Genomic DNA, 26,388 nt, shown 5'->3' with positions numbered 1-26,388 from the left:
AGTGGGGCATAGCGCCGGTCGACTCCGGCATCCTCTCGCCCGTCCGGGCCGGCACCCCCGCCGAAGCCTCGACCAGTGACCAGGCCTGGCTCCAGGCCATGCTCGACGCCGAGGCGGCGCTCGCCCGCGCCCAGGCCGGGCTCGGCACCCTGCCCGCCGAGGCCGCCGCCGCGATCACCGCCGCGGCGCGGGCCGACCGGCTCGACATCCGTGCCCTCGCCGTGGCCTCCCGCGAGACGGCCAACCCCGTCGTGGGGCTGGTCGCGGCGTTCACCGAGGTGGTCGCGGCCACGGACCCCGGGGCGGCCGAGTACGTCCACCGCGGCTCCACCAGCCAGGACATCCTCGACACCGGTTCGATGCTGGTGGCCTCCCGCACCCTGACAGGCATCATCGCCGACCTGCACCGCACCGCCGACGCCCTCGCGCGCCTCGCCGCGGAGCACCGGGACACCCCGCAGACCGGGCGCACCCTCGCGCTGCACGCCGTGCCCACCACGTTCGGGCTCAAGGCCGCCGGCTGGCGGCACCTCGTCCTCGACTCCGCGGACCGGCTGGCCCGGGTCCGGGACGGGCTGCCCGTCTCACTGGGCGGCGCGGCCGGCACCCTCGCGGGCTACCTGGAGTACGCCGCCCTCGGCACGGCCCCGGCGGCGCCCGCAGACGCGGCATCCGCGAACGCGGCGCCGGACAACGCGGCATCCGACAACGCGGCATCCGCGAACGCGGCGTCCGACAACGCCGCGTCCGACAACGCGGCGTCCGGCAACGCGGCGTCCGATCACTACGTGGACCGGCTCACCGCCGCCTACGCCCGCGAGACCGGGCTCGCCGCACCCGTACTGCCCTGGCACTCCCTGCGTACCCCGGTCGCCGACCTCGGTGCCGCGCTCGCGCACACCGCCGCGGCGCTCGGCAAGATCGCCCTCGACGTGCAGGTGCTCTCCCGCACCGAGATCGCCGAGGCCGCCGAGCCGGGCCCCGCCGGGCGCGGCGCTTCGTCCGCGATGCCGCACAAGCGCAACCCCGTCCTGGCCACCCTGATCCGGTCCGCCGCACTCCAGGTGCCGTTGCTGGCCACCGTGCTGACCCAGAGTCTGACCACCGAGGACGAGCGCTCCGCCGGGGCGTGGCACGCCGAATGGCTTCCGCTGCGCGAATGCCTGCGGCTGACCGGCGGAGCGGCCCATACCGCGGTCGAGCTGGCGGAAGGCCTGAAGATCAGCCCGGAGCGGATGCGGGCCAACCTCGCCCTCACCGGCAGCCGGATCGTCTCCGAGCGGATCGCCGCGGTCCTCGCGCCGCGTCTGGGCAAGGTGGCCGCCAAGCAGCTGCTCACCCGGGCCTCCGCCCGCGCTGACCGGGACGGCCTCGCCCTGGGCGACGTACTGGCCGGACTGCCCGAGCTGAACGGAGTGTTCACCGCGCCGGAGCTGGCCGAACTGCTCGACCCCACCCAATACACCGGAGCGGCGGGCCCGCTCGTCGACCGGTCGCTGCGGAGAGGCAGGACCGCGTGACGAACACCGTCAGCACCGTCGGCACCGGAGCCGACGGGCCCGGGCAGCCCGGGCCAGCCGCTCCGCCCGACGCTCCGCCGGCCGCGCAGCAGCCCGACTGGCCCGACCGCGCCGCGCTGCGCGCCGTCGCCGACGAACTCGCCACCCTTCCCGGCCTGGTGCTCGCCGAGGAGTGCGACCGGCTGAGCGACCGGCTGGCCGCCGTGGCGCGCGGCGAGGCCGTGCTGCTCCAGGGCGGCGACTGCGCCGAGACCTTCGACGGGGTGACCGAGGAGCACGTGCGCGGCACCTTCGGCACGCTGGGCGAGATGAGTGCCCTGATCGCCGAAGGCGCGGGGCTGCCCGTGGTGCAGCTGGGCCGGATCGCCGGCCAGTACGCCAAGCCGCGCTCCAGCCCGCTGGAGACCCGGGACGGGCAGACCCTGCCCGCCTACCGGGGCGACCTGGTCAACGGCCTCGCCTTCACCCCGGAGGCCCGCATGCCGGATCCCGGGCGGCTCCAGCGCGGTTACCGGATCTCGGCGACCACGCTCAATCTGCTGCGCGCCCTCGCGGCGCGGCGGACCACCGAGTTCTGGACCAGCCACGAGGCGCTGGTCCTGGAGTACGAGAGGGCGCTGACCCGCGACACCCCGTCGGGCGTCTACGACCTGTCCGCCCATCTGGTGTGGGTCGGCGAGCGCACCCGTCAACTGAACGGCGCACACCTCGACTTCGTGGCCGGCATCCGCAATCCGGTCGCGGTCAAGCTCGGTCCCACCACCACCGCGGACGACGCCCTGGCGATCGTCGACCAGCTCGATCCGGACCGCACGCCGGGCCGGCTGACGTTCATCTCCCGGATGGGCGCGGATGCCGTGCGGGACGCGCTGCCCGAACTGGTGTCGAAGGTCGAGGCGTCGGGCGCCCAAGTGGTGTGGATGTGCGACCCGATGCACGGCAACACCTTCGTCGCGCCGAGTGGCCACAAGACGCGGGACTTCGACCGGATCATGGACGAGGTCCGGGGGTTCTTCGAGGTGCACGCCGACCTCGGCACGCATCCGGGAGGAATTCACGCGGAACTGACGGGCGAGCCCGTCACCGAGTGCTTGGGTGGTACGAAGCCGGTCACCCCGGAAGATCTGCCCAGCCGGTACGAAACCGCTTGCGACCCGCGGTTGAACCGCCGTCAGGCTCTCGACCTGGCACGGGCGCTGGCAGATCTGTATGCCCACCATCCACCCAGCAGGAGGTAACCCCATGGCCCAGCTCAAGGCGGCCGAGTCATTTCTGGCCATGCACGACCGTACGAACCGCGATGGCCCGCTGGTCATCCCCAATGTGTGGGACGCGGGCAGCGCACGCGCCTACGCGGAGGCGGGGTTTCCCGCCCTCGCCACGTCCAGCGCCGCGATCTCGGCGTCGCTGGGGTACGAGGACGGCGGTGGCACCCCCGCCGACGAGATGTTCGCCGCGATCGCACGGATCGTGCGGTCGGTCGACGTCCCGGTGACCGCCGACATCGAGGCCGGCTACGGGCTGGCCCCGCAGGAGATCGTGGAGCGGCTGCTGGAAACGGGCGCCGTCGGCTGCAACCTGGAGGACTCCGAGCCTCTGACCGGAGAGGTCAAGGACGCCGAGGAGCACGCGAACTGGCTCGCCGAGGTCAGCGTGGCCGCGGGCGACCGGATCGTTCTCAACGCCCGCGTCGACACGTTCCTGTACGGGGACAAGTCGGTGGAGTCGGCGGTTCGCAGGGCCCGCCTCTACATCGAGGCGGGTGCGGACGTGATCTTCCCGATCCTGGCTCCGGTGGGACTCCTGCCCGACATCGCGGAGTGCGTCTCACGACCGGTCAACGCCCTCTACCTGCCGGGCGGCACGGAACCGAAGGTGCTGGGCACCCTGGGAGCCGCCCGGGTCACCTTCGGCGGCACCCTGTACAGCCGCGCCATGGATTCGGTCCTGAGCATGGCCAGGGAGCTGTAAGCCCCGGCCACGGCTGTCCGCCTGCCCCGCCCGTCCCCGGTGCAGGCCGCTGATGCGGCGGCCCGCCCTCGCGCGTACGCGTGAGGGCCGCCGCCGCCCGCGGCATTCCCCCCTCCCTCCCCCCTCCCCCCTCCCGCCCGCGTCGCGGCACGGGGGCGCGGCAGGCCAGCGGTCGCCGGGGTGGTGGGGCGGGGATACGTTGGAGGGACCGGGGGCCCGGGCGTCGTGTGACAGGAGGCCGGGCATGGCGACACGGTGGCGCGGTGCGGCAGCGGGAGTGGCCGCGGTGGGGCTGGTGGTGGTGCCGCTCGCGGCCGGATCGGGCTACGCGGGGGACGCGCCGACACCAGGGGCCTCGATCACCTCGGCGCCCGCGACCGACGACGCGTTCCCGCGGCTCACGCCCGCGGTGGCGGCGCGGCTGGACGAGGCCGTCCAGAAGGTCATGACCCAGGCGAAGGTGCCCGGGGTGATGGTCTCCCTGTCGGCCCCCGGCAAGGGCGAGTACGTCCGTACCTTCGGCGTGGCCGACAAGGCGACGCGCGCGCCGATGGAAACCGACATGCACATGAGGATCGGGAGCGCGACCAAGACCTTCACCGTGACCGCGCTGCTCCAGCTCGTGGACGAGGGCAAGGTCGGCTTGGACGACCCCATCGGGAAGTACATCGACGGAGTCCCGAACGGCGACCGGATCACCCTGCGCCAGCTCGCCGAAATGCGCAGCGGCCTGTTCAACTACTCCGAGGACGCAGGGTTCGACCAGGCGCTGTTCGCCGATCCGGACCGGGTGTTCACCCCGGAGGAACTGCTCGCGTACTCCTTCAAACACCCGGTGATGTTCGAGCCCGGCGCGAAGTTCTTCTACTCCAACACCAACCTCATCCTGCTCGGGCTGGTGGTGGAGAAGATCAGCGGGGAGAACATCGCCGACTACATCAACCACAAGGTCGTCGAGCCGGCCAAGCTGACGAACACGCTCTTCCCCAAGGGCGGGGAGTTCCCCGAGCCGCACGCCCACGGCTACACGAACCAGACGGAATCCGGGAAGGTCGAGGACGCGACCGACTGGGATCCGTCCTGGGCCTGGGCCGCCGGGGCGATGATCTCCGACCTCGACGATCTGCGGTCCTGGGCGAAGACCCTGGCCACCGGGACGCTGCTGACGCCGGCCACCCAGGCCGAGCGGCTGAAGGTCATCCCCGTCCTGCCGGGCGCCGGGTACGGCCTCGGCATCTTCAACATCCAGGGCTGGCTCGGGCACAACGGCTCGCTGCCGGGATACGAGTCCCTGGTCATGTACCTGCCCGAGGCGCAGGCCACGCTGGTCGTCCTGCTCAACACCGACATCATGGCCGAGGGCGAGGAGCCGAGCACGCTGTTCGGCGAGGCGATCACGGAGATCGTGACACCGGACCACGTCTACTCACTGCCCGCCCACACCACCGCCAAATAAGGACTGCCCAGTCGTCCCTCCCTGCCCAGTCGTCCGTCCCTGCCCGCACAATGGGTCCGGCGCGCGGGAACGGACGAAGGAGACGGATTGTGAACGGGCAGACCACGCAGCACGGTTCGAGGATCGCGCTGCGCGTCGCGGGCGAGGCGGACATCGACACGGCGGCGGAGCTGTTCCGCGGCTACCTCGACTTCTACGAGACGGACGTGGAGGATCCGGACCGCCCGCGCGCGTTCCTCGCGGAGCGGATCGCGAAGGACGAGTCGCTGGTCCTGCTCGCCGACGTGCCGGGGGCCGGGACGGTCGGTTTCGCGCAGGTCTACCGGACCTTCTCGTCGCTCACCATGAAGCCGGCCTGGGTGCTGAACGACCTGTACGTCGCCCCGGGCGGCCGCCGCACCGGCGCGGGCCGCGCGCTGCTGCGCGAAGTGCTGCGCCGGGCCCGCGAGGCCGGGGTGGCCGGGGTGCAGCTGGAGACCGCGTACGACAACACGGTCGCGCAGGGGCTGTACGAGGCCGAGGGCTTCGTCCGCGAAGAGTTCCACGCCTACTTCCACGACCTGGGCTGATCACTCCCGGCAGGGATGAAACATTCTCGCGCCGCCACCGCGTCAGTGGGGTGGGACGGACGCGAGGGGGAGAGCATGCGGCAGGGTCGCAGAGACGGGTTCCGGGAGTTCGCGGCGGGCCGGTCGGGGCCTCTGTACCGGTCGGCCTGCCTGCTGGCGAGCGGTGACACCCATCTCGCGGAGGACCTCGTACAGGAGACCCTGGGGCGGATGTACCTGCTCTGGGGGCGGGTCTCCCGTATCGACAATCCGGCGGCCTACGCCCAGACGGTGCTGGTACGGGTGTTCCTCACGCACCAGCGCCGCCGCTCGACGGGGGAGCGCCCGGTCGGGGACTTCCCCGACGCGGGCGCGCTGCCCGGCGGCGCCGATCCCGCGCTGCGGATCACCCTGCTCACGGCCCTGGGGCGGCTGGCGCCCAAGGACCGGGCGGTGCTGGTGCTGCGGTACTGGGAGGACCGCAGCGTCGAGGAGACCGCCGGCGCCATGGACGTCAGCTCGGCGGCCGTACGGACCCGCAGCACCCGGGCCCTCGCCCGGCTGCGCGAGCAACTGGGCGGCAGCCTGGCGGAGTTCGCCGGTCACTGAGCCCCGGGCTCTCACCTCTCTCACCATCGACTCACCCGATTACTTGGAAGGCCTGGTTCCCCATGCCCTTTGAAGATGAGCTCGGCGATGCCCTCCGGCGCACGGGGGACGGATTCGTCACCGACCGGCACGCGCTCGTGGAGGCCGGTGAGCGGCGCGGACGGCAGCTGGTGGCCCGCCGCCGGGCCGCGGTGGTCGGCGGGTCGGTGCTGGCCCTGGCCGTGATCGCCACGGGGGGCGCCTACACGGGCGGCCTGTTCGACGGCTCCGGCGGCTCGGGGGGCTCGGGCGGCTCGGGGCCGGCGAACGTCGCCGAGGCACCGCCGGCCCTGCCGACCGCCGCGCCGGGGAACGGATCGGGGAGCGGGCGGGGCAAGCGGCCGGGGCTCGGGACCGGGGCGGTCTCCGCGGAGCAGCTGATCGCCGTACTCAAGCAGTTGCTGCCCGGCGGAACGGTGTCCGGGACCGAGGCGCGGGGCACCGGCGACGAGCCGGGCCCGATGGTGCACGGCGTCTACGACGACGGGAAGGGCAAGGCGGCGATCGGAGTCGGCCTCTCGCGCACCGACCCGAACGGCGCGGGCGCGGCGGACATGCTGAAGTGCCCGGACAAGAACCTGGTGGACTACGACGCCTGCGCGGTAGAGACGCTGGCCGACGGCTCGAAGCTCTCGCTGTACCAGGGCTACGAGTACCCCGACCGCCGCGAGCCCACCAAGATGTGGCGGGCCACCCTGGTGACCCCGCAGGGCTTCCACATCGACGTATCGGAGTGGAACGCCCCGGCGGAGAAGGGTGCGAAGGTCTCCCGGCCCAACCCGCCGCTGACTCCCGCGCAGTTGAAGGAGTTCGCCGCGTCGCCGCTGTGGCATCCCGCCTTGAACGACCTGCCGTCGGCCAAGCCGCTGCCGCCGGGCTCCGTCCCGCGGCCCGTGGTGCCGGACGCCGGGGCGGTACTGGAATCCCTGCTGCCGAAGAGCGGGATCACGGTCGTCGCCAAGAGCGACGCGGGGGACTACGGCTACCGCGTGCTCGACGACGGCAAGGGGAAGTCGCTCGTCCAGGTCAACGTCCAGGAGCACATGGGCGAGGCGCTCAAGGACTACTTCACCGGCGCCGGCGCCACCACCCTGCCCGACGGCACCCTCGTGAAGCTGGAGGAGAGGCCCGGCGAGAAGGGCGGCGCGGGCGTGGTCTGGTGGACCGCCGACACGCTCCGGCCGGACGGCAGGCGGGTGGTGGTCTCTGCCTTCAACACCGCCAACCAGAACAAGCCGGCGACGCGACCCGAGCCCATCCTGACGACGGAGCAGCTCAAGACGATCGCACTCGACCCGAAGTGGCTGGGCTGAGGGGGCGCGGCTGAGGGAGCGCGGCCGAGGGGGCGCGGCCGAGGGGCTCGGACGCGGCTACTTGGCGTCGGCGTAGCACTCCACGATCGCCGTGCTGAAGGGGAACCGGACCGGGGTGTCGCCGAAGGCGATGCGGCCGGCCCGGTCGCCCGCGGCGCGGATGGCCTCGGCGACCGCCTCGGCCTCCTCGGCGGGGCAGTGCACGATCACCTCGTCGTGCTGGAAGAACACCAGCTCGGCCCGCATCCCGGCGGCGGCGATCGACTGGCGCAGGGCGGCGAGCAGAAGCAGCGCCCAGTCGGCGGCGCTGCCCTGGACGACGAAGTTACGGGTGAACCGGCCGCGCGCCCGGGTACTGGCGGAGGAGTGGCCCGGGGTCCGGCCGCCGTCCTCCCGGTCCTGCGGGATCCCGGCCTCCCCCTCCTCGGGGTCGCCGGCCGGCGGTGGGCAGGTGCGGCCCAGCCAGGTCCGTACGAGCCGGCCCTCCTCGCCCGCCTTGGCGGCGTCGTCCACGTAGGCCACGGCCCGGGGGAAGCGGCGGCGCAGCGCGGCCAGGTTCTTCAGGCCGTCCCCGGAGGTCTGCCCGTAGACGGCGCCGAGGACCGCGAGCTTGGCCGAGGCCCGGTCGCCGGCGAAGCCCTGGCGGGAGAGGGAGGTGTAGAGGTCCTCGGGGCGGCCGGCCACCTCCATGAAGGCGGGGTCGCGGGAAATCGCGGCCAGTACGCGGGGCTCCATCTGGTCGGCGTCGGCGACGACGAGCCGCCAGCCGGGGTCGGCGACCACCGCCCGCCGGATCACCTTGGGGATCTGCAGGGCCCCGCCGCCGTTGGTGACCCAGCGGCCGGTGAAGGTGCCGCCGGGGAGGAACTCGGGGCGGAACCGGCCGTCGTGGACCCAGTCGGCGAGCCAGGACCAGCCGTGGGCGGTGTAGATCCGGTACAGCTTCTTGAACTCGACGAGGGGCTCCACGGCCGGGTGGTCCAGCTCCTGGATCTCCCAGCGGCGGGTGGACTTGAGCTTGATGCCGGCTTCGGCGAAGGCCTTGATGAGGTCTGCGGGCAGATCGGGGCGTACGCGGCGGCCGAACGCCTCGGAGACCCGGTCGGCGAGCTCGGCGAGCCGGCGGGGCTCGCCGCCGCCGGCGTACCGCTCGCCGAGCAGTTCGGTGAGCAGCGCGCGGTGGACGTCGGCCCGCCAGGGGAGGCCCGCGCGGTGCATTTCGGCGGCCACCAGGAAGGCGGCCGACTCGGAGGCGGTCAGCAGGCGCATGCGGTCGGGGTGGGCGGTGCGGTCGTGCCGGGCGGCCTGGTCCTCGTAGACGGCGAGCAGGGCGTCGAGGGGTACGGGCGTGGGCCGCGGCTCGAACAGGGAGTCCTGGGCGCCGGGCTCGGCGGCGCGCTGCGGGGGGTCGGGCGGTACGGGTGCGCCGCTCAGCCGGGCCCACGCGGCGGCGGCGGAGCGGGGTTCGCCGAACCGGCCCTCGTGGCGGAGCAGGAGGAGCTCCGCGTTCTCGATGTCGTAGCAGCGGTCCACGGTGACGCCGGCGGCGAGGAGGCGGGGGTAGACGGCGGAGGTGGACCGCCAGATCCAGCGGGTGCCGGGCGGCGCGGCCCGGACCGCCTCCGCGGGGTCGCGGACGCCGGGGGTGGGACCCACCGGTGCGGGGCCCACCGGGGCGGCGTGCCAGTGGCCGTCGCCGTCCTCGGCCAGGGCCCAGCGGGGCGTGCGGTCGCTCATGGGCGCGAGTGTCCCACCGGGGTCTGACAGTGACCCGGCCTCGCCGGTGTTGCCGGGCGCGGCGCCGTTGCGGGGCTCTGCCCCGGACCCCGCGCCTCAAACGCCGGCGGGGCTGGATTGCCGCCGGGCTGGGTTCGGAGGTGGCGTGCCAAGCTGAGGGGTGTGAAAGACACCGTCGACCGCGCCTTCGCCGCTGCCCTCTACGCCCAGGACGACACCGGGCTGGACATCGGAGCCTCGATGCTCGCCGCCGAGCCGGGCCGGTGGGGCGGGGTCGGGCGGGAGCTGCTGGCGCGCGGGGAGGCGTACGTACGGCAGGCCTGGGAGCGGGGGTGGCGGCCGGCCGACGTGCTGCGGCTGGTGCGGCGGGACCTCGACCAGCGGCACATACGGATCACCGGCGACCTGATCGCCGGCGAGGCGCGGCGCTACGCCCGGCTGCCCGAGCGGTGGACCGACGCCGAGGTCTGGTGGACGAGCGACGACACGTACGCCGAACAGCTCGCGCGGCGCGAGAAGGCGGACCGGTTCACCCTGGCCACCACCTTCCTGGAGGTGCTGCGACTGCTGATCCGGCTGCCCTCGATCGAACCGGTCGGTCCGCTTCCCGGCGACCCGGTCGACGCCCTCGCCGAGCATGCGCACATCGAGCCGCGCATGCTGGGCCGGATCCGGGCCCTGCTCGCGAAGGCCGAGGCGACCACGTTCCCGGAGGAGGCGGAGGCGCTCAGCGCCAAGGCCCAGGAGCTGATGGCGCGGCACACCGTCGACGAGGCCCTGCTCGCGGCGAGCGGCAAGGGACCGGCCCAGGTCCCCGCGGCCTGCCGGATCGGGGTCGAGCCGCCGTACGAGGAGGCCAAGGCGGTACTGCTCGACGCGGTGGCCACGGCCAACCGCTGCCGGGCGGTGTGGAACAGCGGGTTCGAGTTCTCCACGGTGGTCGGCTTCGAGAGCGACCTGGAGGCCGTCGAGCTCCTCTACACCTCGCTGCTCGTACAGGGGACGGCCGCCATGACCCGGGCCGAGGCCGCCCAGCGCTCGGGCGGGCGCAAGCGGACGAAGACCTTCAGGCAGTCCTTCCTGCTCGCCTACGCCAGCCGGCTCGGCCAGCGGCTCGCCGAGACCGCCGAGCACACGGCGGCCGAGGCCCCGGACTACCTGCCCGCCCTGATCGCCCGCGATGTCGCCGTCACCTCCCGGGCGGACGAGATGTTCCCCCGAACCACCACCACCCGCCTGCGCGGCGCCACCGACCACGCGGGCTGGGAACACGGCACAGCCGCCGCCGACGCCGCCCACGTGTCCGCCCGAACCAAACCGCTACCGCGGTAACCGGGGCTCCGCCGAATCCAGCCCCGCCGGCGTTTGAGGCGCGGGGTCTGGGGCGGAGCCCCAGGAAGCCCGGGCGCAGCCCGGGGTCGCTCGCGCGGCGGCGCCGCACCGGGCCGGGTTCGGGGGCGGAGCCCCGCAACGGCGCCGCACCGGGCCGGATTCCGGGGCGAAACGGATACGCTCGGCGCCATGGGCTGGCTCCGGGCACTGAAGGACACCGCCCGGTCGGGCATGACGGTCGAGCGGATCCGACTGGAACCCCTCGTCGCGCTGCGCGCAACGGCCGGGCTCGCCCTCGTCATCGGGGCCGGGCTGGCCCTCTTCGGTCCCGGCTCCGCCGCCAGCTCCGCCTTCGGCGCGTTCATGGCCGCCATCGCGACCTTCCAGCAGAGCTGGCGCCCGCGCCCCGTGCTCGCCCTCGCCTCCGGGCTGACCCTGGCCGTCTCCACCTTCGTCGGCTACCTCGTCGGGGCCTCGCACACCGGGCTGTTCCTCGCGCTGCTCGCCGTCTGGACCTTCCTGACCGGCCTGATGTGGGCCGCCGGGCCCACCGCCGGGATCATCGCCTCCGGCAACGTCGCGGTCATGCTGGTGACCGTCACCCTGCCCACCTCCGTGGCCCAGGCGGCCGGGCACACCGCGATGATCGCCGCCGGCGGGGTGGTCCAGGCCCTGCTGATCGTGCTGTTCCCGATCCGCCGCTGGGGCGCCCAGCGCGACGCCCTCGCCGACGCGCTCGCCGACGAGGCCGACTACGCCCGCCGGCTGCGCCGGGATCCCCTCGCGCACTTCGATCCCGAGCCGCTGATGAAGGCGCGGGACGCCGCCACCGTGACCGTGCGTCAGGCCCGCCGGCGGCCCGCCGAGCTGCACGGGGCGCGGGGGCTCGCGGAACGAATCCGTCCGGTGCTGGCCTCCCTCGCCGATCCGGCGGTCGGGGCGCCCGCCGAGGGCCCGGCCCGCGACCGGGTGCGCGCACTGCTCGCCGCGGCGGCGGAGGTCCTGGACGCCGCCGCGCGGGCGATCCGGCACGGGGAACCGGTACGGCTCCCCGCGCCGGCGCTGGCCGTGCTGAAGTCCCCGGATCTGGCGGACGTCCTCACCGGCCCGCCCCTGCGGGCCGCGCGTCGGCTCGCCGCCCTGCTGGACGACGTACTGGAGACGGCCGAGCCCGGGTCCGGCCGCACCGCGGATCCCGCCGCCTCGATGCTGCGGCCCACCCTGCTCGCCCTGGCGCCCGTGGTCCTGAAGGCGATACGGGCGGAACTGCGCCCCGGGTCACCGATCCTGCGGCACGCCCTGCGCGTCACCGCCGCCGTCTGCGCGGGCTACGCGATCGGCCAGGCGCTGCCGTTCGGGCACGGGTACGGGTACTGGGCGCCGATGGCCTCCGTGATGGTGATGCGGCCCGACTTCACCCAGACCTACGCGCGGGCCGTCGCCCGTTTCGGCGGCACCCTCGTCGGGGTCGCGGTCGCCACCGGCATCGTGCAGCTCGCCCGGCCCGGGATGTACCTGTCGGGGTTCCTCGCGGTGGTCAGCGCGGGCCTGATGTACGTGCTGCTGCGCACCGGGTACGCCGTCGCCCAGGCCTTCGTCTCCGCGTACGTGGTGTTCCTGCTCGGCATGGGCGGGGTGCGCTGGGACCAGACCGTGCCCGACCGGGTCGCCCTCACCCTGGTCGGCGGACTGCTCGCGATGATCGCGTACGCCCTCTACCCGGCCTGGGAGACCCCGCGGCTACGGACCAGGCTGGCCGACTGGCTCGCCGCCGGCGGGCGGTACGCGGCCGCCGTGCTCAGCCAGTACGCCGACCCGGCCGGGGCCCGGCGCGCCGATGTGCGGGAGGCGCTGCTGGCCGCGCGCGACGCCCGGATCGCGTGGCAGGAGGCCCTGGCCCGGGCCGCCGGGGAGCCGGTGCGTCACCGGGGCCTGTCCCGCGCGGCCGCCGACGACGCGGCCGACGCCCTGGCCGCTATGGGCCGCAACGCCATGCTGCTGGAGGCGCATCTCCCGGACCGCGCCCACACCCCGGTGCCGGGCGCGGCCGCCCTCGCGGAGGCCCTGCGGACCGCGACCGAGGCGGGGGCGAAGGCGGTACGGGAGCGCCGCGTCCCGGAGTGGGACGGCGTCCGCACCCTTCTGACCTGCTGGGACGCCCCCGAGTCGGGGGTCCTGAGGGGAGCCGCCGAGCAACTGCTGGAGTCGCTGGAGGAGGTCTCCGAGGCGCTGCGCCCCTGAACTGTGATCAAGGGACCACTGCGCGTGCACGTGCATCTGCCCATGCATCCACTTATGAACACAGCTATGATCCGGTGGAGTTGACATCTGCACTATCGGGGGCTTCCTGTGGACCACGCGTACAACGGGATGGCAGCTGCAGAACTCGACGGCGTGACCTGGCAGAAGAGCAGACACAGCAACTCGCAGGGATCCTGCGTGGAGTTCGCCAAGCTGCCGGGCGGCGCCGTCGCCGTGCGCAATTCACGCTTTCCGGACGGTCCGGCGCTCGTGTACACGCCGGCCGAGATCGAGGCGCTGCTGCTGGGCGTCAAGGACGGCGAGTTCGACCATCTGATCGCCTGACGTCTGGCGTCCGACGACTGACGGGTCGCCGCCGCGAGGAACGGTGCTCTGATCGCGCCATGCACGTGCACTGGCCGGGACTGATCGAAAGATCAACCCCGGCCAGTTGCCTGTCCTGCCCCCGGATCAGTCCTGGATCATGAACAGCGCCCAGACCACCTTGCCGGTCAGCCGCCCCGCGAGCGGGTGCCAGCCCCAGCTGTCGCTGTACGAGTCCACCAGGAACAGCCCGCGCCCGGACTCCAGGTCGCAGTTCTCGTCCGTCCGTTCGGGCACGAACGAGCCCCCCGGCCGGTCCTCGCTGGGATCCCGCACCGCGCACACCAGCCGGGTGCTCCACCGCATCAGGTGCAGCCGCACCGGCGCCTCGGGTTCGCCGCCCGCACCGGGGCGCGCGTCGTCGGGCAGGGCATGGCGCAGCGCGTTGGTGACGAGTTCGGAGACGACGAGGGCCACGTCGTCGAAGCGGTCGTCCAGGCCCCACTGGGACAGCGTGGACCGGGTGAACGTACGCGCGCCCCGCACGGCCTCGTAACGGGCGGGCAGAGCGCAGGAGGCGGACCCGGACACGGCCGTGGGGTCAACCGGGGGAAGCCCCTGCCGTAACGGCTCGAGCATGGTCGATCCATTCGTCCCCATGCGAGGCACTCCCGGGATTCGCGGACCGAGCGGGCGGCTCTGTCCAAAAAGAACTGCGGGGTGGGTCCGGCGCCGGCGCGAAGAGCACGCAGGTGCGCGGGGACCATCGTTCCGAATGCGGAAGTCAGATGCAAGGGCAGATGCACGTGCACGCGCCGGACCTGTCCACTCCCGTGACGGTTCTTGCTCATTTCTTCCTACGCATACTTACGGACTTCTTTTCCGGGACGCCGGATTCCGTTACAGAACGAGTACGGGCAGATGCGTTTTGGTGGCAGACTGCGGCCCCAGGGGTACGGGGGCCCCGCGACGCATTCATGCGCAGACCACGCGCAACCATCGCGATGGGGAGGGCAGGACTAGTGACCGCAGAAGCCAGCGGTTCCGTGGTGCGCCGCATCCTCCTGGGCTCACAACTCAGGCGACTCCGAGAATCCCGCGGCATCACCCGTGAGGCGGCCGGCTACTCGATCCGCGCATCCGAATCGAAGATCAGCCGCTTGGAGTTGGGAAGGGTGAGCTTCAAGGCCAGGGACGTCGAGGACCTCCTCACGCTCTACGGGGTCACGGACGGCGCGGAGCGGGAGTCCCTCCTGGGGCTGGTCCGCGAGGCCAACGCGGCGGGCTGGTGGCACAGTTACGGCGACGTGCTGCCCGGCTGGTTCCAGACGTACGTCGGTCTCGAAGGCGCGGCCTCGCTCATCCGCATCTACGAAGTCCAGTTCATCCACGGCCTGTTGCAGACGGAGGCCTACGCCCAGGCCGTCGTCAAGCGCGGCATGCCCGGCGCCTCCGCCGCCGAGATCGACCGGCGCGTCGCGCTGCGCCTGGAGCGGCAGAAGGTCCTCGTCTCCGAGAACGCCCCGGTCTTCCACGCCGTCCTCGACGAGGCCGCGCTGCGCCGCCCGTACGGCGACCGGGACGTCATGCGGGGCCAGCTGGAGCACCTCATCGAGGTCTCCCAGCGCCCCAACGTCCAGCTCCAGGTGATGCCGTTCTCCTTCGGCGGCCACGCGGGCGAGAGCGGAGCCTTCACCCTGCTCCGCTTCCCCGAGTCGGACCTCCAGGACATCGTCTATCTGGAACAGCTCACCAGCGCCCTCTACCTGGACAAAGAAGAGGAAGTGACGCAGTACGGAAGGGCGATGGAGCGCCTCCAGGCCGACTGCCCGGACCCCGACAGGACCCGGGATCTCCTGCGTGGTCTGCTCCAACTGTCTTGAATCACACGTAGTATGACGTCTGATCAGTGCATGACGACCGATCGGTCTCCGGTGCAGCGCACGGGTGCGCGCTCGCAGTAAGGGATGGCATGTCCATATTCACCGACGTGGCTCACCAGTACATAGACGGCGAATGGCTGGCCGGCACCGGGTCGTGGGACATCATCGACGTCAACCCGTACAACGGGGAGAAACTCGCGGCCATCACCGTGGCCACCGTCGAGCAGGTGGACCAGGCCTACCGCGCCTCCGAGCGGGCCCAGAGAGAATGGGCCGCCACCAGCCCGTACGCGAGACGCGAGATCCTCGAACGCGCCCTGCGGATCACCGAGGAGCGCGAGAAGGAAATCGTCGAGGCGATGATCGACGAGCTCGGCGGGACCCGTCCCAAGGCCGAGTACGAGGTCTACCTCGCCAAGGAGTTCATCCGCGAGTCGATCCAGCTGGCCGTCCGCCCCGAGGGACGGATCCTCTCCTCGCCCGTCGCGGGCAAGGAGAACCGGGTCCAGCGCCTCCCGGTCGGCGTCGTCACCGTGATCAGCCCCTTCAACTTCCCGTTCCTGGTCACCCTGAAGTCGGTCGCCCCGGCGCTGGCGCTGGGCAACGCGGTCGTGATCAAACCGAACCAGAACGCGCCGGTCGTCGGCGGCGGGCTCATCGCCAAGATCTTCGAGGACGCCGGGCTGCCGGCCGGGCTGCTCAACGTCCTGGTCACCGACATCGCCGAGATCGGCGACGCCCTCCTGACGCACCCCGTCCCGAAGGTCATCTCCTTCGCCGGATCCGACCGGGTCGGCCGGCACGTCGGCGAGGTCGCCGCCCGGCACTTCAAGCGGACGGTCCTGGAACTCAGCGGCAACAGCGCCCTGGTCGTCCTCGACGACGCCGACCTCGACTACGCGGTGGACGCGGCCGTCTTCAGCCGGTTCGTGTACCAGGGCCAGGTCTGCATGGCCGCCAACCGGATCCTGGTGGACGCCTCGATCGCCGAGGAGTTCACCGAGAAGTTCATCGCGCGGGTGCGGGGCCTGAAGACCGGCGACCCGCACGAGGCCGACACCCAGATCGGCCCGCTGATCAACTCCTTCCAGGCCGACGCCCTGACCGCGCTGGTGGACCGCGCGGTGGAGGCGGGCGCCCAGGCGCTCGTACGGGGATCTACGCGCGGCAACCTCGTGGAGCCGACCGTCCTGGCCGGACTCCCCGAGGATTCCCCGCTGCTCGGCCAGGAGATCTTCGGCCCGGTGGCGCTGCTCGTGGTCTTCGACGGCGAGGACGAGGCCGTTCGGCTGACCAACGCCACCCCGTACGGGCTGAGCGGGGCCGTGCACACGCGGGACGTGGAACGCGGGGTCCGGTTCGCGCAGCGCATCGAGACCGGGATGATCCACGTCAACGACTCCACCATCGGGGACGAGCCGCTGGCCGCGTTCGGCGGGGAGAAGGCCTCGGGGCTGGGCCGGCTGAACGGCGAGGCGACCGTGGAGGCCTTCACCACCCAGAAGTGGATCTCGGTCCAGCACGGCCGGAGCCACTTCCCGTTCTGAAACCAGCCACCCCTCATTGAGGACAGAAGCTGACCGCAAGCCTCCGTACCGTGGTTCTTGTCAGCAGGAAACACCCACACGGACAAGGCGGTTGGTCATGGCTCACATCTCCGAAGAGGTCCCGGGCGACGAGCGCGGCACGCTCCTGCTCTTCGTGGAGGCCCAGCGCACGGCGATCCGTGAAGCGCTGGACGGACTGACCGAGGAGCAGGCCGCGAGCCGCCCCAGCGCCAGCGAGCTGTCCCTGTCCGGGCTGCTCAAGCACGTGGCCGAGGTCGAGCTCACCTGGCTGCGGATGGCCCAGCAGACGCGCAACGAGCGGCAGCGCACGCAGGAGACCTGGAACGAGATGTTCAGCCTCGTCGGCGACGAGACCGTCCCGGCCGTCCAGGCCTTCTGGGACGGGGTCACGGCGGAGCTGACGGCCTTCGTCACCGCCCTCCCGAGCCTGGACGAGACGTTCCCGCTGCCCGAGGCCCCGTGGTTCCCGAAGGACGCCAAGGTCTCGATGCGCTGGATGCTGCTGCACCTGGTGGAGGAGTTCGCCCGGCACGCGGGCCACGCCGACATCGTCCGGGAGTCCCTGGACGGCACCAAGGCCATGGGGTAGCGGCCCGGCCGGCTGGCTACGCTTGCACCTCACGTGGCGTGAGGCAGCAGGGTGAAGGGCGTACCCAACCAGAGGAGCGGAAGGCCATGAGCTACTCCGTGGGCCAGGTCGCGAGATTCGCCGGAGTTACGGTGCGCACCCTGCACCACTACGACGAGATCGGGCTGCTCTCCCCGAGCGGCCGCAGTCACGCGGGCCATCGGCGGTACGACGACGCCGACTTGGACCGGTTGCAGCGGATCCTGTTCTACCGGGAGCTCGGCTTCCCGCTCGACGAGGTCGCGGTCCTGCTGAACGACCCGGACGCGGACCCGAAGGAGCATCTGCGCCGGCAGCATGCCCTCCTGTCCGACCGGATCGCCCGGCTCCAGCAGATGGCCAAGGCCGTTGAGCACGCCATGGAGGCGAAGAGAATGGGCATCAACCTCACACCCGAGGAGAAGTTCGAGGTCTTCGGGGACTTCGACCCCGAGCAGTACGCGGACGAGGCGGAGGCGCGCTGGGGCGACACCGACGCGTACAAGGAGTCCGCCCGCCGGGCGGCCTCCTACGGGAAGGACGACTGGCAGCGGATCCAGGCCGAGGCGGACGACATCCACGGGCGGCTCACCGCCCTGATGGACTCCGGCGCGGCCCCGGACTCGGCGCCGGCCATGGACCTCGCCGAGGAACACCGCGGCTGGATGAGCCGCAACCACTACGAGTGCGGTTACGAGATGCACACCTGCCTCGGGGAGATGTACGTCGCGGACGAGCGCTTCACGGCCTTCTACGACGCCGTCCGGCCCGGCCTGGCGGTGTTCCTGCGGGACGCGATCCTGGCCAACGCCGCCCGCGCGGTGTAGTCGAATCTTCGCTCGACGGCCCCCATCCGGTACCTGGAACCGGGCGGGGGCCGTGTGCGTTGATAATTGAGACCGTTCGCCGCACCGCCGACACCCGCCGACACCCGCAGACACCCCCCGATCCAGGAGAGCCCGGAACTCGTGTACACGCTTGCGCTCGGCCCTGAGTGGCTGTCCCCGGACTATCTGATCTCGCATTACGGCCTGATCGGCATCCTGGTCATCGTCTTCGCCGAATCGGGGCTCTTCGCCTTCCTGCCCGGCGACTCCCTGCTGTTCACGGCGGGCCTGCTGGTCGCGAACGGGGAGTACATCAAGCAGCCCCTGTGGCTGGTCTGCACGCTGATCGTGGCCGCCGCGATCGTGGGTGACCAGGTCGGCTACCTGATCGGCAAGTTCTTCGGCCCGAAGCTCTTCAACCGCCCGAAGTCCAAGGTCTTCAAACGGGAGAATCTGGACAAGGCGCACGAGTTCATGGACAAGCACGGCCCGAAGGCCATCGTGCTCGCCCGGTTCGTGCCGATCATCCGCACGTTCGCCCCGATGGTCGCGGGCGCCGGCTCGATGAAGTACCGCACCTTCCTGACGTACAACATCATCGGCGGCATCGGCTGGGGCGCGGGGATCACGATCGCGGGTTACTGGCTCGGCCAGATCGACCTCATCAAGAACAACATCGAGGCGATCCTCGTCCTGATCGTGGCCCTCTCGCTCATCCCGGTGGCCTTCGAGGTGCTCAAGGCCCGCAAGGAGGCCAGGGCGGCCGGTGACGCGGCCCTGGCCGGGGCCGTGGCCGAACCGCAGGCCCCGGGCCCGCGCGGGCGCCACGCCAAGCGCTGACCGCCCGCCGTACGCGTCCGCACGCCCCGGAGACCCACCAGAGTCTCCGGGGCGTACGTGTACGTGTGCGACGGCTCGACGCCGGACCGGCCCTTAGAACCCGCGGGTCCGCTTTGCCGCGCGGCGCTTGGCGGCGCTCGCGGCCCCCGGGATCCTCATGAACAGGCGGGAGGTCTCCGACCCGAGGTTGACCCCGATCGCGATGGCCAGGGCGATGGCCGCGGCGTTCGTCAGGGAGCCGAGACCCTCGTTCAGCTTGTCCTCGGCGATCAGCAGCAGCCCGTAGTACGTCGCCGAGCCGGGCAGCAGCGGGCCGATGGCGGCCGTCACGTAGGGGAGCGCGGAGGCGTACCGGTAGCGGGAGAAGAGCTGCCCGAAGAGGCCGACCAGGCCGGCCGCGATGGCCGTGGAGGCGACCGGCGCGATCCCGCCCGCGAAGTGCAGGGCGCCGTACGTCACCCAGGCGACCCCGCCGTTCAGGGTCACGATCCACACGGTGGAACGTTCCTGCTGGAGCAGGATCGCGAAGGTGAAGACCAGCACCATCGACGCCGCGATCTGGATCAGCGGGCGCTCCGTGATCAGGAGGGCCTCCTCCGGATTGAGCGAGGCGCCCAGCTGGACCCCGAGGTAGAGCACGACGAGCACGCCCATGATGATGCCGATGAAGAGGTACATGACCTCCAGCAGCCGGGCGGACGCGGTGATGTAGAAGCCGGTCAGACCGTCCTGGACGGCCGCGACCAGGGCGCGTCCCGGCAGCAGGGCGAAGAGCCCGCCGGTGATCACGGCGGAGGCCCGGACGTCGATCTCCGCCAGCGTCAGGGCCACGCCGATCGCGGCGGGCGGCATCGCGGCGACCACGAACTGGTAGAACTCCGGCAGCCCGCGGCCGGCGCACAGCCAGGCGAGGCGGTCGCCGAGGACCGCCCCGAGCGCGGCGGCGAGGAAGACGACGACGCCACCGCCGACGAGGGTGGAGGCCGCCCCGGCGAGCAGCCCGGCGGCGGCGGTGAGCATCCAGCCGGGATACGGGTGCCGGTTGCGGCGGATCTCGGCGAGGCGCCGGTAGGCCTCCTCCAGCGAGATGGCGATCTCGGGGTGGCTGATGTCGTCCACCAGGCGGTACACGGCCGCGAGCCGGTTGTAGTCGGTGCCGCGGCGGCGCACGGTCCGGTTCGCCGAGATCGGGTCGTCGACGAGCGAGGGCTGGTGGGTGATGGACAGCATGGTGAAGGTGACGGTGGGCTCGCAGCGGTCCAGGCCGTAGCTGCGGGCCACCGCGAACATGGCCGCCTCGACGTCCTCGGCGCCCTCGCCGCCCGCGAGCAGCAGCTCGCCGATGCGGAGGGTGAGGTCGAGTACGCGGCCCACCGCGGGACCGGCCTCGCTGAGCCGGTGCGCGGGCTCGGGTACGGGGCGGACGTCCACCGGCATCCGGAGCATCGTCCGCATGCGGTCCTGCCAGGGGGACTCCCCGGGGGTGTGGGGGGAGTGCGGGGGGCCGTACGTGTGCGGGGCGGCGAAAGCGGAACCCTCCGGCTCGGGCCGCGCCGGCTCGGCGCCCGGCGGAAGGGCGAACTCCGAGGTCGGCTGGTCCTCCTCGGCCGCCGCCTCCGGCTCCATCCCGGGCGGCGGCGTGAAGGCGCTGTGCGCCTCGTCGGACGTGGGCTTGCCGTCCTCTGCCCCGTCGGCCTCCGCCACGCGTCCTCCACTCCGTGATCACCGGAGTATCAGTATGCGGAACCGTTTCCTCCCCGCGCACACGCAGGCAGGCCCTGCGGGGCTGGTCCCCTACCCACCCTTCCACCGTTCCCTGGGGCTCCGCCCCAGACCCCGGTCCTCAAACGCCGGACGGGCTGAAAGATCCAGCCCCGCCGGCGTTTGAGGCGCGGGGTCTGGGGCGGAGCCCCAGGTCCGGGCGCAGCCCGGCTCGGCCCGGAACGCGAAAGCGGGCGGCACCCCGCAAGGGGTACCGCCCGCTGCCGCGTCAGAGGGGGCCGGGGGGAACACCGCCCGCCCCGTCCACCGGCGGAGCCTAGTGGTGGCCGCCGGAGGCCTCAAGGCGCTTGTACGAGGCCTCGATCTCGGCCTCGGCCTCGGCGCGGCCGACCCAGTTCGCGCCCTCGACCGACTTGCCCGGCTCCAGGTCCTTGTAGACCTCGAAGAAGTGCTGGATCTCCAGGCGGTCGAACTCGGACACGTGGTGGATGTCGCGCAGGTGCTCGACACGCGGGTCGGAGGCCGGCACGCACAGCAGCTTGTCGTCGCCGCCCGCCTCGTCCGTCATGCGGAACATGCCGATCGCGCGGCACTTGATCAGGCAGCCCGGGAAGGTCGGCTCGTCCAGGATGACCAGCGCGTCCAGCGGGTCGCCGTCCTCGCCGAGGGTGTTCTCGACGAAGCCGTAGTCCGCCGGGTAGCTGGTGGAGGTGAACAGGCGACGGTCCAGACGGATCCGGCCGGTCTCGTGGTCCACCTCGTACTTGTTCCGCGAACCCTTGGGGATCTCGATGGTGACGTCGAACTCCACGTCCTGCTCCTCCATGTTGACTCAAATGCGTGCGCGTCCGGCCCAGCCTCCCCCAGCTACCGCTGGGAGGTGCCCCCAGCCGGGTGGGGTGCCGTGCTCGGGGCAAGACGCAGTGGTTAAGTGTCCCTCACGCATATCGGTGATCGCGAAAGGGGCTGGTCCGAGGTGCCCTGGGTCAAGACGTGGCAGCTCATCACGGCATCGGCCGTCGCCGGCCTCGTCCTGTCGGGGGCGACGGTGTCAGCCGCCGGCCCTTGGGACTCCGGCCAGCGTAAGGCCGAGCGGGACAGGGTCGCCTCCTGGAGCCGGATGGGTGGCGTAGATCACGGTGCCGGGCCACTGCCGCAGCCCGCGCCCAGCGCCCCCGGAGTGCTCTCCGGGCTCTCCGCGACCGGGCCGGGCGGCGCCGGGAAGCAGGCCGGAGCGGGCTCCGACGGCCTCGCCGAGGCGCTGCGGCCGCTGCTCGCCGACCCCGCGCTCGGGAACCTCCGTACCGCCTCGGTCGTGGACGCCGCCACCGGGCGGGTGCTGTACGAGGCGAAGCCGCGGGAGGCGATGACCCCCGCCTCCACCGTCAAGATCGCCACCGCCGCGGCGGTGCTGACCGCCCTCGGCCCCGAGCACCGCTTCCGCACCACCGTGACCCCCGGCGCCGGACCCGGGCAGATCATCCTGGTCGGCGGCGGCGACCCCTCCCTCACCGCGAAGAAGAAGCCCCCGGCCGGCTCCGGCGGCAGCCTCGTCGCCCTCGCCGCCGACACCGCCCAGGCCCTCAAGGCGGCCGGGACCGAGAGCGTGACCCTCGGCTACGACGACTCCCTGTACACCGGCCCCGCCCGCCACCCGATCGGCGACAACCCCAACCTCGCGCTGATCACCGCCCTGACGGCCGACGAGGCCCGGCCCGACCTGTCCGTCTCGGGCCCCGTCGAGCGCGTCAAGGACCCCTCCGGGGAGACCGCCCGGGCGTTCGCCGCGCTGCTCAAGGAGCGCGGCATCGAGGTCACCGGCCCGCCCGCCAAGGCCAAGGCCGCCGTCGACGCCGAGCCGCTGGCCACCACCCTCTCCACCCCGCTCGGCGGTCTCGTCGAGCGGATGCTGACCAACAGCGACAACGACATCGCCGAGTCCCTCGCCCGCCAGACCGCCCTCGCCTCCGGGCAGCCCGGCAGCTTCGAGGGCGCCGAGAAGGCCGTCGCCGCGAAGCTCGCCGGGCTCGGCCTCGACACCGCCGGCTCCCGGTTCGCCGACGGCAGCGGCCTGAACCGCGCCGACAAGCTCAGCGCGGCGCTGCTGACCGAGCTCCTCGCGAAGGCCGCCGACCCGCAGCGGCCCGAGCTGCGGCCCGTCCTCACCGGACTGCCCGTCGCCGGATTCACCGGCACCCTGCGGGGCCGCAACGCCGGCGATTCCCCGGCCGCCGGCCTGATCCGCGCCAAGACGGGCACCCTCTCGGGTGTGAACTCCCTCGCGGGGACCGTCGTGGACCCCTCCGGCCGGCTCCTCGCCTTCGCGTTCCTCACGGCCAACAGCCCGGGCCCCGAAGGCGCCGAGAGGGCCCTCGACAAGCTGGCGGCCGCCGTCGCGAGCACGCGCTGAGGGGGTCCGCCGCGGCGCTGGTCCACGTACGGTTGACGCATGACGAGCATCGGTGGTGCGGAGATGGTCGACTGGAACCTCGCGGTGGCGACGGCGATCCGGCTGGTCCGGCCGGGTCCGGAGGTCAGCCGCGACGAGGCCCGGGCCGTGGTGGCGGAGCTGCGCAGGCATGCCAAAACCTCGGAACGGCACGTGCGTGAGTACACGCGGATGATCCCCGAGGGCGCGGCGGCCTCGGACACCCCCGTCCTCGTCGTGGACCGGGCCGGCTGGGTCAAGGCCAACGTGGCCGGTTTCCGGGAGCTGCTGGGCCCGCTGCTCGCCAAGATGCAGGACCGCCGCGGCAACGCCCCCGGCGGAGCCGTGCTCGGCGCGGTCGGAGGCAAGGTCACCGGCGTCGAGCTGGGCATGCTGCTCAGCTTCCTGGCCTCCCGGGTGCTCGGCCAGTACGAGACCTTCGCGCCGGCGGCGCTGGACCTGCCGTCCTCGGCCACCGGCGGCCGGCTGCTGCTCGTGGCCCCGAACATCGTGCACGTGGAGCGGGAGCTGGCGGTGAACCCGCACGACTTCCGGCTGTGGGTGTGCCTGCACGAGGAGACGCACCGGACGCAGTTCACGGCCGTGCCGTGGCTCCGCGACCACCTTGAGGGCGAAATCCAGACGTTCCTCGAAGCCACCGAGATGGACCCGATGAACGTGCTGGAGCGGCTCCGCGAGGCCGCCCAGTCCTTCGCGGGTGCCCGCCCCGCCGACGAGCGGGGCGACGAGGGCCACTCCCTGGTGGAGATCGTGCAAACGCCCGAGCAGCGGGAGGTGCTCGCCCGGCTCACGGCCGTGATGTCCCTGCTGGAGGGGCACGCGGACTTCGTGATGGACGGGGTCGGACCCGACGTGGTGCCCTCGGTCGCCGAGATCCGGGAGAAGTTCCAGCAGCGCCGGGCCAGCGGGGCCGGCCGGCTCGACGCGGCCCTGCGCAAGCTGCTGGGCCTCGACGCGAAGCTGCGCCAGTACCGGGACGGGGAGCGGTTCGTACGGGCCGTCGTCGACCAGGTGGGGATGGACGGCTTCAACCGGGTGTGGACCTCTCCCAACACGCTGCCGACGAAGGCGGAGATCGCCAGCCCGGCGGAGTGGGTGACCCGCGTGCACGGCAAGGGCGGCGAGCGGGGCGGGCAGGGCGGGCTGGGCGGCGAGAGCGGCGGCGAGGGCGGCCAGGGCGGCGAGGCGGGCCAGGGAGGCGTCGAGGGCGGCGATGCGGGCCAGGGCGGCCACGACACCCTGTAGAGGCGTCTCAGGCGACCGAGTCAGGCGACCGAGGATGACTCAGGACGCGTAAACGTGTCTCACTGGGGGAAGAAGCGTCACCCTTCCGAGGGACCGTGAGGCGTGGAAGGGCGTGCGATGCTCGGGGAACGGCTCGGCTCTGTCACCATCGACGCACTCTGAGTGACAACGCACACTCCCCGCGGGCACTCCCCGCAGGGACGTCCGGGCGGCACACAGCGGCAGCCCGGCAGCCAGCACGCACCACACCCCATGGGGGCACCTCCCGGCGGCAGCCGGGGAAGCCCCCGAGGCATCCGAACTCCACCGAAGGGCACCGGACATGGGTCCCCATCCTGCGGTCGCGGCGATACGCCTGGCGGTCCGCCGCGTACTCCACGACGTCCTCACCGACCTCACCGACAGTCGCACCGCCGGCGGCCCCCCGCCACTCGTCCTCGTCGCGTGCTCCGGCGGCGCCGACTCCATGGCGCTCGCCTCCGCCCTCGCCTTCGAGGCCCCCAAGCTCGGCATCCGGGCCGGTGGCGTCACCGTCGACCACGGCCTCCAGCCCGGCTCGGACCTGCGCGCCGCCGAGGTCGTCACCCGCATGACCGCACTCCGCCTCGACCCGGTGGAGTCCGTCGCCGTGCGCGTCGGCCGCGACGGCGGACCCGAGGCCGCCGCGCGCGACGCCCGCTACGGCGCCCTCGACGAGGCCGCCGACCGGCTCGGGGCCGCCGCCGTGCTGCTCGGACACACCCGGGACGATCAAGCCGAAACCGTCCTGCTGGGACTCGCCCGCGGCTCCGGCATCCGCTCGCTGTCCGGCATGGCCGAAGTCTCGGGCGGTCCCGGCCGTACGCACCGCTACCGGCGGCCCTTCCTCCAGATCGACCGGCAGACCGCCCGCAAGGCCTGCATGGTCCAGTCCCTCCCCGTCTGGGACGACCCGCACAACATCGACCCCGCCTACACCCGCTCCCGGCTGCGCCACGAGGGGCTGCCCGCCCTGGAGAAGGCCCTCGGCAAGGGGGTCGTCGAGGCGCTGGCCCGTACCGCCCAGCTCTCCCGCGACGACGCCGACGCCCTGGACTCCTGGGCCGCCGAGGCCGAGGCCGGCGTACGGGACGAGGACGGCCGGCTGGAATGCGCCAAGCTCTACGCCCTGCCCCCGGCCGTCCGGCGCCGCGTGCTGCGCAGGGCCGTCGTCGCGGCCGGTTCCCCCGCGGGTTCCCTCTTCGCCCGCCACATCGAAGAAGTCGACCGCCTCATCACCGGATGGCGCGGTCAGGGCGCCATCAACCTGCCCGGCCGGGTCGAGGCCCAGCGGCAGGGTGGCAGACTTGTCATTCGGCAGGGCTGATTGGTGCTGAAACACGGCTGAGTCCTCCGGGGGCATCCCCGGAGCCCCGGCCGTCGACGAAAGTGATGCGGGTGGACGAGAAGGACATGGGCGACGACCTCCAGTCGGTGCTCATCACCAAGGAAGAGATCGACGCGAAGCTGGCCGAGCTGGCCGCGAAGATCGATGCGGAGTACGCGGGCAAGGACCTGCTCATCGTCGGTGTGCTCAAGGGCGCGGTGATGGTGATGGCGGACCTGGCGCGCGCCTTGTCCACCCCCCTCACGATGGACTGGATGGCGGTGTCCTCGTACGGCGCCGGGACCCAGTCCTCGGGCGTGGTCCGGATCCTGAAGGACCTGGACACCGACATCAAGGACAAGCACGTCCTGATCGTCGAGGACATCATCGACTCCGGGCTGACACTGTCCTGGCTGCTGTCGAACCTCGGCTCCCGCCAGCCGGCCTCCCTGGAGGTCGTCACGCTGCTGCGCAAGCCCGAGGCCGCGAAGGTCGCGATCGACGTGAAGTGGGTCGGCTTCGACATCCCGAACGAGTTCGTCGTGGGCTACGGCCTCGACTACGCGGAGAAGTACCGCAACCTGCCGTTCGTCGGCACGCTCGCTCCGCACGTCTACGGCGGCTGAGAAACTCCCGCGCCCTCGGGTCCCCGGTGGGGAACCTGGGGGCGTCGCCCGCCGTTGGAGCTTGCGAAGGCGGGTTTGTCAGCCGTCCCACGCGGCCGCGGGTGACAATTCAGGGGTACATTCCGAAGAACAGTCTTTACTCACAGCAGCATTTACCTACGGGCAGGAGGGACGGGGTGCTCAGCG

Annotated in this window: 22 protein-coding genes and 1 pseudogene; 19 read left to right on the top strand and 4 right to left on the bottom strand. The window is 72.5% G+C overall.

What is annotated here, in order from left to right; translation table 11 throughout:
* Nucleotides 1-98 precede the first annotated feature (98 nt).
* The 7 genes from MTF65_RS30705 to MTF65_RS12835 all read left to right on the top strand — a co-directional run bounded on the left by MTF65_RS30705 (nt 99) and on the right by MTF65_RS12835 (nt 7,456).
* On the top strand, nt 99-1,520 hold the full coding sequence (locus MTF65_RS30705) for a lyase family protein (RefSeq protein ID WP_374207227.1): 1,422 nt from the start codon (nt 99-101) through the stop codon (nt 1,518-1,520).
* A complete protein-coding gene (locus tag MTF65_RS12860; RefSeq protein ID WP_308407161.1) occupies nt 1,517-2,758 on the top strand; it encodes a 3-deoxy-7-phosphoheptulonate synthase class II in 1,242 nt (413 codons plus the stop codon). The genes MTF65_RS30705 and MTF65_RS12860 overlap by 4 nt, the downstream gene beginning before the upstream one ends.
* Nucleotides 2,759-2,762: 4 nt before the next feature.
* Complete coding sequence (locus tag MTF65_RS12855) at nt 2,763-3,491, top strand: isocitrate lyase/phosphoenolpyruvate mutase family protein (RefSeq protein WP_243628785.1); 729 nt, start codon at nt 2,763-2,765, stop codon at nt 3,489-3,491.
* Between the two features lie 244 nt (nt 3,492-3,735).
* Complete coding sequence (locus MTF65_RS12850) at nt 3,736-4,947, top strand: serine hydrolase (protein ID WP_243628784.1); 1,212 nt, start codon at nt 3,736-3,738, stop codon at nt 4,945-4,947.
* Between the two features lie 89 nt (nt 4,948-5,036).
* On the top strand, nt 5,037-5,516 hold the full coding sequence (locus MTF65_RS12845; protein ID WP_243628783.1) for a GNAT family N-acetyltransferase: 480 nt from the start codon (nt 5,037-5,039) through the stop codon (nt 5,514-5,516).
* 75 nt (nt 5,517-5,591) lie between these two features.
* Nucleotides 5,592-6,104 (top strand): SigE family RNA polymerase sigma factor, encoded by a 513-nt coding sequence (locus MTF65_RS12840; protein WP_243628782.1) that lies wholly within the window; start codon nt 5,592-5,594, stop codon nt 6,102-6,104.
* A gap of 62 nt (nt 6,105-6,166) precedes the next feature.
* Entirely contained in the window at nt 6,167-7,456 is a 1,290-nt protein-coding gene (locus tag MTF65_RS12835; RefSeq protein WP_243628781.1) for a hypothetical protein, read from the top strand.
* A gap of 57 nt (nt 7,457-7,513) precedes the next feature.
* Here MTF65_RS12835 and MTF65_RS12830 read toward each other — a convergent pair whose 3' ends face one another.
* Nucleotides 7,514-9,193 carry a bifunctional 3'-5' exonuclease/DNA polymerase gene (locus tag MTF65_RS12830; RefSeq protein ID WP_243628780.1) on the bottom strand — a complete coding sequence of 560 codons (1,680 nt, stop codon included), beginning with the start codon at nt 9,191-9,193 and terminating at the stop codon, nt 7,514-7,516.
* Nucleotides 9,194-9,355: 162 nt separating this feature from the next.
* Between MTF65_RS12830 and MTF65_RS12825 the strand changes: the two genes are divergently transcribed.
* The 3 genes from MTF65_RS12825 to MTF65_RS12815 all read left to right on the top strand — a co-directional run bounded on the left by MTF65_RS12825 (nt 9,356) and on the right by MTF65_RS12815 (nt 13,111).
* Nucleotides 9,356-10,525, top strand: coding sequence for a DUF2786 domain-containing protein (locus tag MTF65_RS12825; RefSeq protein WP_243628779.1), 1,170 nt, complete (start codon nt 9,356-9,358; stop codon nt 10,523-10,525).
* Nucleotides 10,526-10,714: 189 nt separating this feature from the next.
* Nucleotides 10,715-12,766, top strand: a complete 2,052-nt coding sequence (locus MTF65_RS12820; protein ID WP_243628778.1) for an FUSC family protein — start codon at nt 10,715-10,717, stop codon at nt 12,764-12,766.
* Between the two features lie 129 nt (nt 12,767-12,895).
* Nucleotides 12,896-13,111, top strand: a complete 216-nt coding sequence (locus tag MTF65_RS12815; protein WP_051696354.1) for a DUF397 domain-containing protein — start codon at nt 12,896-12,898, stop codon at nt 13,109-13,111.
* A 126-nt stretch (nt 13,112-13,237) separates the two neighbouring features.
* Here MTF65_RS12815 and MTF65_RS12810 read toward each other — a convergent pair whose 3' ends face one another.
* Nucleotides 13,238-13,750 (bottom strand): ATP-binding protein, encoded by a 513-nt coding sequence (locus MTF65_RS12810; RefSeq protein ID WP_243628777.1) that lies wholly within the window; start codon nt 13,748-13,750, stop codon nt 13,238-13,240.
* A gap of 344 nt (nt 13,751-14,094) precedes the next feature.
* Between MTF65_RS12810 and MTF65_RS12805 the strand changes: the two genes are divergently transcribed.
* From MTF65_RS12805 to MTF65_RS12785, 5 genes and pseudogenes are all read left to right on the top strand, one after another.
* Entirely contained in the window at nt 14,095-14,973 is an 879-nt protein-coding gene (locus MTF65_RS12805) for a helix-turn-helix transcriptional regulator (protein ID WP_243628776.1), read from the top strand.
* 89 nt (nt 14,974-15,062) lie between these two features.
* Nucleotides 15,063-16,520 carry an aldehyde dehydrogenase family protein gene (locus MTF65_RS12800; RefSeq protein ID WP_243628775.1) on the top strand — a complete coding sequence of 486 codons (1,458 nt, stop codon included), beginning with the start codon at nt 15,063-15,065 and terminating at the stop codon, nt 16,518-16,520.
* A gap of 97 nt (nt 16,521-16,617) precedes the next feature.
* On the top strand, nt 16,618-17,130 hold the full coding sequence (locus tag MTF65_RS12795; RefSeq protein ID WP_243628774.1) for a DinB family protein: 513 nt from the start codon (nt 16,618-16,620) through the stop codon (nt 17,128-17,130).
* 86 nt (nt 17,131-17,216) lie between these two features.
* Nucleotides 17,217-17,975 (top strand): MerR family transcriptional regulator, encoded by a 759-nt coding sequence (locus MTF65_RS12790; RefSeq protein ID WP_243628773.1) that lies wholly within the window; start codon nt 17,217-17,219, stop codon nt 17,973-17,975.
* Between the two features lie 141 nt (nt 17,976-18,116).
* Nucleotides 18,117-18,791 (top strand): annotated as a pseudogene (locus MTF65_RS12785) (DedA family protein); the annotation flags it as partial.
* A 117-nt stretch (nt 18,792-18,908) separates the two neighbouring features.
* Here MTF65_RS12785 and MTF65_RS12780 read toward each other — a convergent pair.
* Both MTF65_RS12780 and MTF65_RS12775 read right to left on the bottom strand, forming a co-directional pair.
* Nucleotides 18,909-20,519 (bottom strand): threonine/serine exporter ThrE family protein, encoded by a 1,611-nt coding sequence (locus MTF65_RS12780; protein WP_243628771.1) that lies wholly within the window; start codon nt 20,517-20,519, stop codon nt 18,909-18,911.
* Between the two features lie 334 nt (nt 20,520-20,853).
* Complete coding sequence (locus tag MTF65_RS12775; protein ID WP_243629059.1) at nt 20,854-21,348, bottom strand: inorganic diphosphatase; 495 nt, start codon at nt 21,346-21,348, stop codon at nt 20,854-20,856.
* A gap of 120 nt (nt 21,349-21,468) precedes the next feature.
* Between MTF65_RS12775 and dacB the strand changes: the two genes are divergently transcribed.
* The 4 genes from dacB to hpt all read left to right on the top strand — a co-directional run bounded on the left by dacB (nt 21,469) and on the right by hpt (nt 26,202).
* Entirely contained in the window at nt 21,469-22,947 is a 1,479-nt protein-coding gene (gene dacB / locus MTF65_RS12770; protein ID WP_243628770.1) for a D-alanyl-D-alanine carboxypeptidase/D-alanyl-D-alanine-endopeptidase, read from the top strand.
* A 39-nt stretch (nt 22,948-22,986) separates the two neighbouring features.
* The gene (locus tag MTF65_RS12765) at nt 22,987-24,231 is read left to right on the top strand and encodes a zinc-dependent metalloprotease (RefSeq protein ID WP_243628769.1); all 1,245 of its coding nucleotides are present in this window, start codon (nt 22,987-22,989) and stop codon (nt 24,229-24,231) included.
* A gap of 322 nt (nt 24,232-24,553) precedes the next feature.
* Nucleotides 24,554-25,576 (top strand): tRNA lysidine(34) synthetase TilS, encoded by a 1,023-nt coding sequence (gene tilS / locus MTF65_RS12760; protein WP_243628768.1) that lies wholly within the window; start codon nt 24,554-24,556, stop codon nt 25,574-25,576.
* 65 nt (nt 25,577-25,641) lie between these two features.
* Complete coding sequence (gene hpt, locus MTF65_RS12755; RefSeq protein ID WP_243628767.1) at nt 25,642-26,202, top strand: hypoxanthine phosphoribosyltransferase; 561 nt, start codon at nt 25,642-25,644, stop codon at nt 26,200-26,202.
* Nucleotides 26,203-26,388 lie beyond the last annotated feature (186 nt).

It is taken from the genome of Streptomyces sp. APSN-46.1 (assembly GCF_022815725.1).
GTDB lineage: Bacteria > Actinomycetota > Actinomycetes > Streptomycetales > Streptomycetaceae > Streptomyces.
This window is presented reverse-complemented; position numbering and strand designations above follow the sequence as displayed.